Consider the following 324-nt stretch of genomic DNA (forward strand, 5'->3'; position numbering starts at 1 on the left):
TGGCGGGGCTAATAAAGCTTTCAAATTGCGCTGCTAACACCAAATAACAAACCAATAAAGCCATGGCAAACAACAACCAAATTTCTCGCTGGTTATCGTAAAACTCTTTTGATTCTCCAGCGTAATCTACGGTATAGCCGCTAGGCAAAATTTCGCTAGAAGCCTGGTTCAAAAAGCTCAGTGCTTCGCCCAAGCTCACATCGTCACTTAAGTTAGCTTTAAGGTTTATCGACTTTTTCCGTTGATAATGAAACAAGCCTCGAGCCGATGCCACATCATTCGCTTCCACCAAAGTGTCTAAAGACACTAAGGCGCCACTAGCAC

The 324-nt window shown here is 43.8% G+C and carries 1 protein-coding gene; it reads right to left on the reverse strand.

Going from position 1 to position 324, the window contains the following annotated elements:
- A partial coding sequence (locus Q4528_RS13135; RefSeq protein ID WP_303521927.1) for an efflux RND transporter permease subunit occupies window positions 1-289 on the reverse strand: 289 nt, incomplete at its 3' end.
- Window positions 290-324: the final 35 nt, after the last annotated feature.

The sequence above is a fragment of the Staphylococcus pasteuri genome (genome assembly GCF_030547725.1).
GTDB lineage: Bacteria > Bacillota > Bacilli > Staphylococcales > Staphylococcaceae > Staphylococcus > Staphylococcus pasteuri.